We start from the raw sequence: 6568 nt of genomic DNA, 5'->3' as shown, positions 1-6568 counted from the left end.
TCGCTCCGGCGCGGCTCGAATCCGTCCCTCGGCGGGGACGTCTCTCCAAGGCGGGCGGCGGAAGGAACGCATGAAGATCCTGCTCACCACCGACACGGTCGGCGGCGTATGGGACCACACCGTGACCCTGGCGCGCGAACTGGACGCGGCGGGGCACGAGGTGCTGGTGGCCGTCATCGGCGAGCCGCGCGACGAGCGGCTCGCCGTGCTCCCCGTGGGGGTGCAGGTGGTGTGGCGCCGGTACCGGCTGGAGTGGATGGCCGACGCCGCCGGCGACGTGGAGGCCGCGGGCGAGTGGCTCCGCGGCCTGGCGGAAGTGTGGGGCGCGGAGGTCGTGCACCTGAACCAGATCGCCTACGCCGTCCACGACTTTCCCGCGCCGGTGCTGGTGGCCGTGCACAGCGACGTGCTGAGCTGGTGGACGCACGTGCACGGCTGCGAAGCCCCGGCGGACGAGTGGAAGGGCTACAGCGAGTGGATGCGCGCCGGCCTTGCCGCGGCCGACGCGCTGGTGACCCCCACGGCGTACCAGGCGGAGATGGTGACGCGCCACTACGGCGTCTCCGTCACCCGCGTGGTGCACAACGGCATCCACTTCGCGCCGGACGACCCGGCGGCCAAGGAAGGATCGCTGGTGCTGAGCGTGGGCCGGCTGTGGGACCGCGGCAAGGGCGTGGACGTGCTGGACGAGGCCGCCGGGCTGCTGGGGGCGGACGCGCCGCAGATCCACGTGATCGGCGAGCCCGCGGCGCCGCACGGCGAGGTCTACCATCCCCGGCACGTGACGGCGCACGGGCGGGTGGAGCGCGCGCAGGTGGATGAGTGGATGCGCCGCGCCTCCATCTACTGCGCCCCCAGCCGCTACGAGCCGTTCGGGCTGGCGCCGCTGGAGGCCGCGCTGCACGGGTGCGCGCTGGTGCTCAGTGACATCGGCACATTCCGCGAGCTGTGGGACGGATGCGCCGAGTTCGTGCCGCCCGGCGACGCCCGCGCGCTGGCGGACGCGCTGCGCATGCTGGCGAACGACCCCGTGCGGCGCGCCCGGTGCGCGGGGGCGGCGCGCAAGCGGGCGGAGCGGCGCTACACGGCCAGCCGCATGGCGGCCGAATACATTGACCTGTACCAGCAGCTGGTGCGCGGCCCGGCGGCCCGCCGCCGCGGCGCCAACCGGCTCGCGACTTCCCCATGAAATTCGTCTTTTTTGTCCACAGCGCCGTAAGCGACTGGAACCACGGCAACGCGCACTTTGTCCGCGGGCTCATGAGCGCGCTGGCACGCGGCGGCCACCAGGTGGTGAGCTACGAGCCGCGCGGCGCGTGGTCGGTGCAGAACCTGCTGGCGGACTACGGCGTGGGCGCCATCGTGGACTTTGCCCGCGCGTATCCGGAAATCGAAGTGCGCTCCTTTGACCCCGCGTCCGCGTCGCTGGCGGAGGACCTGGCCGGGGCGGTGCGCGGCGCGGACGTCGTGCTCGTGCACGAGTGGAACGATCCGCACGTGGTGAACGCCATTCCCGCGGCGGTGCGCGCGGAGGGCGGCATCGTCCTGTTCCACGACACGCATCACCGCCCGTGGAGCCAGCCGGAGGCCATCGCCCGCTTTGACCTGGCCGCGTACGACGGCGTGCTGGCGTTCGGCGACGTGCTGAAGGACATCTACCGCGACCGCTTTGGCGTACGGCGCGCGTGGACCTTTCACGAGGCCGCCGACCACGTCCGCTTCCGCCCGCTGGACGTGGAAAAGACGCAGGACGTGGCGTGGATCGGCAACTGGGGCGACGAGGAGCGCACGCAGGAGCTGCGCGACTACTGGCTGGGCGCGGCCCGGCGCTTCCCCGAGCTGAAGTGGATTGCCCACGGCGTTCGCTATCCCGAGTACGCGCTGGCCGAACTCGCGGACGCGGGGGTGGAGTTCCGCGGCTGGGCACCCTCGCTGCGCGTGCCGGAAGTCTTCTCCCGCAGCCGGGTTACGCTGCACGTGCCGCGGCGCGCGTACGTGCAGGCGCTGCGGGGCATCCCCACCATCCGCGTCTTCGAGGCGCTGGCGTGCGGCGTTCCGCTGGTCTCGGCGCCGTGGCTGGATTCGGAAGGGCTGTTCCGCCCCGGCGACTACGTTTCCGTCGATTCGCCGAACGCCATGGCGGAGGCGCTGCACCGCTTCGCGACGGATGAGGACGCGCGCATGCGGCAGGCGGAGCGCGGGCTGGAGACCATCCTGGCGCGGCACACGTGTGAGCACCGCGCGGCGCAGCTGCTGGGGATCGTGGGGGAGCTCGGTGCGGGGGGAAGTGGGGGAACTGCAGGGAATAGGGAATGGGGAACAGGGAATAGGGACGGCAACGGCAACGGCCTGACGGCCGGCGAAACGGCTTCGGAGGCGGCATGCACCTGACGTTCTTCGGCTCGTCGCTCGTGTCCAGCTACTGGAACGGCGCGGCGACCTACTACCGCGGGCTCATCCGCGCCCTGCACGCGCTGGGTCACCAGGTCACCTTCTGCGAGCCGGACGCCTACGACCGGCAGAAGAACCGCGACCTGGCCCAGGACCCGTCGTACGCCCGCGTCATCGTCTACACGACGGAGGCGGAGCGCGACGCCCTGATGGAGCAGGCGTTCGCGGAGAGCGACTGGGTCATCAAGTGCAGCGGCGTGGGCGTGTGGGACGCGGAGCTGGAGGAGGCCGTCTCGTCGCGCGCCGGCGGAACGGTGATGACGGCGTTTCTGGACGTGGACGCGCCCGCCACCCTGGGCCGCATCGCCGCGGACGAGAACGATCCCGCCCGCGCCTGCATCCCGCGCTACGACCACATCTTCACCTACGGCGGCGGGCCGCCGGTGGTGGCGGAATACGAACGGTGGGGCGCCCGGGTCTGCACCCCCATCTACAACGCGCTGGACCCGGACGAGCACCGCCCGGTCGAGGGCGTCGCCATCGAGTACGACCTGCTGTTCATGGGCAACCGGCTGCCGGACCGCGAGGCGCGGGTGGAGGAGTTCTTTTTCCGCGCCGCGCGTCTGTGCCCGGAGCACAAGTTCCTGCTGGGCGGCGAGGGATGGGGGTGGAAGAACGACATGCCCGCCAACGTGACCTCGCTGGGCCACGTGCCCACCGCGCGCCACAACGCGGTGAACGCCTCGGCGCGGCTGGTGCTGAACATCCATCGCGACAGCATGGTGCAGAACGGCTGGTCGCCCGCCACGCGCATGTTCGAGGCGGCGGGCGCGGCCAGCTGCCAGGTGACGGACGAGTGGCGGGGGATCGAGGACTTCTTTGCCCCTGGCGAGGAGATCCTGGTGGCCGCGCGGGCAGAGGACGTGGCCCGTATCGTCCGCGAAACGGGGGATGACGACGCGCGCCGCATCGGGCAGGCGGGGCGGCGGCGCGCCCTGGCGGACCACACCTACACGCAGCGCGCCCGGCAGATGGACGCCATTCTGCGCACGCCGGTGGAGAGCGCCGTATGAAGCTGGTCGTATTCGGCCTGTCGATTTCCTCCAGCTGGGGGAACGGCCACGCCACCACGTATCGCGCGCTGCTGCGGGCCTTTGCGGACCGCGGGCACGAGATCGTGTTCTACGAATGGGACGCGCCCTGGTACCGCGGCAACCGCGACCTGCCCTGGCCCGGCTTCGTGCAGCTCAAGCTGTACGCGGAGTGGGACGAGGTGGCCGCCTCCGCCGTGGCCGAGGCGCGCGAGGCGGACGCCGTCATTGTGGGCTCGTACGTCAAGGACGGGCCGCGGGTGATCGACGCGCTGGCCGCGGGCGGCGTGGAACCCCTCTTCTTTTACGACATCGACACGCCCGTTACCGTGGCGGCGCTGCGGCGGGGCGGGGCGGAGTACCTGCGCCCGGACCAGGTGCCGCTCTTTGCCCGCTACCTGTCGTTCACCGGCGGCCCGTTTCTGCACGAGGTGATCGAGCGGGAACTGGGCGCGCGCGAGGCCCGGCCGCTGTACTGCTCGGTGGACACGGACCGCTACCGGCCCACGGAGATCGATCCGTACCTGGTGTGCGATCTGGCGTACATGGGCACCTACGCGCCGGACCGCCAGCCGCTGATCGACCGCTTCCTGGTGGAACCCGCGCGGCGGATGCCGGGCCGCAAGTTCTACGTGGCGGGGCCGCAGTATCCCGACGACCTGGCGTGGCCCGACAACGTGCTCCACAACCCGCACCTGCCCCCCGCGCTGCATCCGCAGTTCTACAGCAGCGCCCGGTGGCAGCTGAACGCCACCCGGGCCGACATGGTGGCCGCGGGCTGGTCGCCCTCCGTGCGCCTGTTCGAGGCGGCGGCGTGCGGCGCGGCCATGATCAGCGACCGCTGGCCGGGGATCGACCACTTCTTCACCCCGGGAACGGAGATCCTCCTCCCCGAGACGACGGACGAGGTCATCCACATTCTGCGTGAAACGCACGAGGACGACCGGCGCGCCATCGGCCTCGCGGCGCGCGCCCGCATCGTGGCGGAGCACACGGCGGCGCATCGGGCTGAAGAGCTGGAATCGCTGGTGGCCACCCCCGCGTCCGTGGGCTGATCCCGCGCCTGCCGGCCGCTCGCGGTGGCGCTCCGGGTGGATGGGAACACGACGCGCCGCACGCCTCCGGGGGTGCGGCGCGTCCGGCGTTGCGGGGGATGGGACGGCGCGCCACATTGGCCCGCTGACCCTGATGCACAACCCCGTACCCCGGGCCAAGATGATGAAACGCGCGGTTCGATTCCTTTCCCGTTCGGCGCTGGTGGCCGCGGCGGCGCTGGCGGCCTCGTGCACGCCGTCCAAGCACGGCATGTACGGCCCGTCGCTCCCCTCCATCGGCCCGCGCACGCAGCTGGCCGAGGCGTCGTGGACCCCGCAGTCCGGCGCGGGCGAGATTTCGCGGTGGATGCTGCAGGGCTGCCGCCGCGCGGAAGGGGGCAAGCAGGCGTGCGTGGAGAGGGCGCTTACGGGATTGATCGATCCGGCGGGGATCGCCAAGAGCATGGAAGTGCTCGACACGCTCACGGCGCAGGACGGCGAGGTGCGGCTGAACGCGCACGCCCTGGCGCACGGGCTGGGCATCAGCGCGTACCGCTCGCCGGAAACGCTGGCGGCCACCTTTGCCGGGTGCACGCCGTCGCAGATGTCGGGGTGCTATCACGGCGTGGTGCAGGGCTACTTTCTGGCGCTCAAGGCGCAGGGCAGGCCGGTGGGGACGGCGGAGATGGACGGCGTGTGCGGGCCGCACAAGTCGTCGCCCTTTCTGTACTTTCAGTGCGCGCACGGCATGGGGCACGGGTTGATGGCGCTGCACGCCAACGACGTCCCCATGTCGCTGGAGGCGTGCGACCAGGCGAGCGAAAGCTTTCTCCGTGAAAGCTGCTACGGCGGCGTGTTCATGGAAAACCTGGTGAACGTCAGCCATCCGCACCACACGGCCGCGGGGCACGCCGGCACCCAGCACGGCGCCGCCGCCGACGGGCACGCGGGCCACGGCGCGGCCGCGGACGAGCACGCCGGGCACGACATGACGCCGGCGAAGCCCGACAGCGCGGGCGAGCACGCCGGGCACACCATGCCGGCGGACGAGCACGCGGGGCACGGCGCGGCGGCCGGCCAGCACGCCGGGCACGACATGCCGGGGCGGACGCAGTGGAAGGCGCTGGACCGGAGCGATCCGCACTACCCCTGCAACGCGGTGGATGCGAAGTACGGCAACTCGTGCTACACGATGCAGACGTCGGTGATGCTGTACTTCAACAACGGCAACGTGGAGCAGACGGCGCGGGAGTGCGAGCGGGCGCCCGAGGCGTTCCGGTCTACCTGCTTCGGCAGCCTGGGGCGCGACATCACCTCGCTGACGGCGCAGAACCACCAGCGTTCGCTGGACCTGTGCAACCGCGCGGAGGGGCGCGGCCGGCTGTGGTGCACGGAGGGCGTGGCGCAGAACCTGGTGAACGTGTCGGCCGATCCGGGCGAGGGAATGCGCTTCTGCCGCATCGTGCCGGACGGGGAAACCAAGACGCAGTGCTACCGCATCGTGGGCGAGAGCATCCAGGCGCTGGAAGCCAGCCCCGAGCGCCGGGGCGCGCGCTGCGGCGACGCGGAACCCGCCTTTGTGACCGCCTGCCGCCGCGGTGCCGGCGTCCCCGCCGAAACCCGCTGACGGTCCGCGGTTGAACGAAAGCCCCGGCACCCGGCTGTAGGCCGCGGTGCCGGGGCTTTTGGTTGTTGGGTGACAAGTTTTTGCGCGGCAACAAATTGGGCGTACCCGGGCGTGTCACTTCAGCCGCACCAGAATCTCTCACCCGGCTCGGACTTTGAGCGTCATTCCGAGCGAGGCGCTGCGCCGCATCGTCCATCACCCCGGAGTCTGGCGCCGACCGAAGAATCCCGCGCCACCGCATCCCATGCACGCCCGGTTGCGCGCCGCGCTCGGAGGCTGCGGGTGCCGCGGGAGAGGCTGGAGCACGCCACGCCGGCCCGCGGCGGGGCGGATGCTTCGGTCCGGGATTCTTCAGTCGCGCATGAACGCGGTGCCGGGGAAAGCGCGGCGCGCGCTCCTTCAGAATGACGCCTCAGCGCCGAGGT

Annotated in this window: 5 protein-coding genes; all 5 read left to right on the top strand. The window is 71.6% G+C overall.

Annotated elements, in window-relative coordinates; translation table 11 throughout:
• Window positions 1-70: 70 nt before the first annotated feature.
• A complete protein-coding gene (locus VF665_RS16845; protein WP_331054609.1) occupies window positions 71-1189 on the top strand; it encodes a glycosyltransferase family 4 protein in 1119 nt (372 codons plus the stop codon).
• On the top strand, window positions 1186-2391 hold the full coding sequence (locus VF665_RS16840; RefSeq protein ID WP_331054608.1) for a CgeB family protein: 1206 nt from the start codon (window positions 1186-1188) through the stop codon (window positions 2389-2391). Before VF665_RS16845 ends, VF665_RS16840 begins: the two co-directional genes overlap by 4 nt.
• Window positions 2382-3464: a CgeB family protein gene (locus VF665_RS16835; RefSeq protein ID WP_331054607.1), complete on the top strand. Its 1083-nt coding sequence runs from the start codon at window positions 2382-2384 to the stop codon at window positions 3462-3464. Before VF665_RS16840 ends, VF665_RS16835 begins: the two co-directional genes overlap by 10 nt.
• On the top strand, window positions 3461-4537 hold the full coding sequence (locus VF665_RS16830; RefSeq protein WP_331054606.1) for a CgeB family protein: 1077 nt from the start codon (window positions 3461-3463) through the stop codon (window positions 4535-4537). The genes VF665_RS16835 and VF665_RS16830 overlap by 4 nt, the downstream gene beginning before the upstream one ends.
• A 160-nt stretch (window positions 4538-4697) precedes the next feature.
• Window positions 4698-6143: a hypothetical protein gene (locus VF665_RS16825; protein WP_331054605.1), complete on the top strand. Its 1446-nt coding sequence runs from the start codon at window positions 4698-4700 to the stop codon at window positions 6141-6143.
• The last annotated feature ends 425 nt before the right edge of the window (window positions 6144-6568 follow it).

Origin of the sequence: Longimicrobium sp. (genome assembly GCF_036387355.1) — a bacterium.
In the GTDB taxonomy this organism is placed as follows: Bacteria; Gemmatimonadota; Gemmatimonadetes; order Longimicrobiales; family Longimicrobiaceae; genus Longimicrobium.
This window is presented reverse-complemented; position numbering and strand designations above follow the sequence as displayed.

Excerpts from the sequence above, each read along its gene's own strand:
- VF665_RS16825 (WP_331054605.1), top strand. The coding sequence starts at position 4,698 with ATGATGAAACGCGCGGTTCGATTCCTTTCCCGTTCGGCGCTGGTGGCC.
- VF665_RS16840 (WP_331054608.1), top strand. The coding sequence starts at position 1,186 with ATGAAATTCGTCTTTTTTGTCCACAGCGCCGTAAGCGACTGGAACCAC.
- VF665_RS16845 (WP_331054609.1), top strand. The coding sequence starts at position 71 with ATGAAGATCCTGCTCACCACCGACACGGTCGGCGGCGTATGGGACCAC.
- VF665_RS16835 (WP_331054607.1), top strand. The coding sequence starts at position 2,382 with ATGCACCTGACGTTCTTCGGCTCGTCGCTCGTGTCCAGCTACTGGAAC.
- VF665_RS16830 (WP_331054606.1), top strand. The coding sequence starts at position 3,461 with ATGAAGCTGGTCGTATTCGGCCTGTCGATTTCCTCCAGCTGGGGGAAC.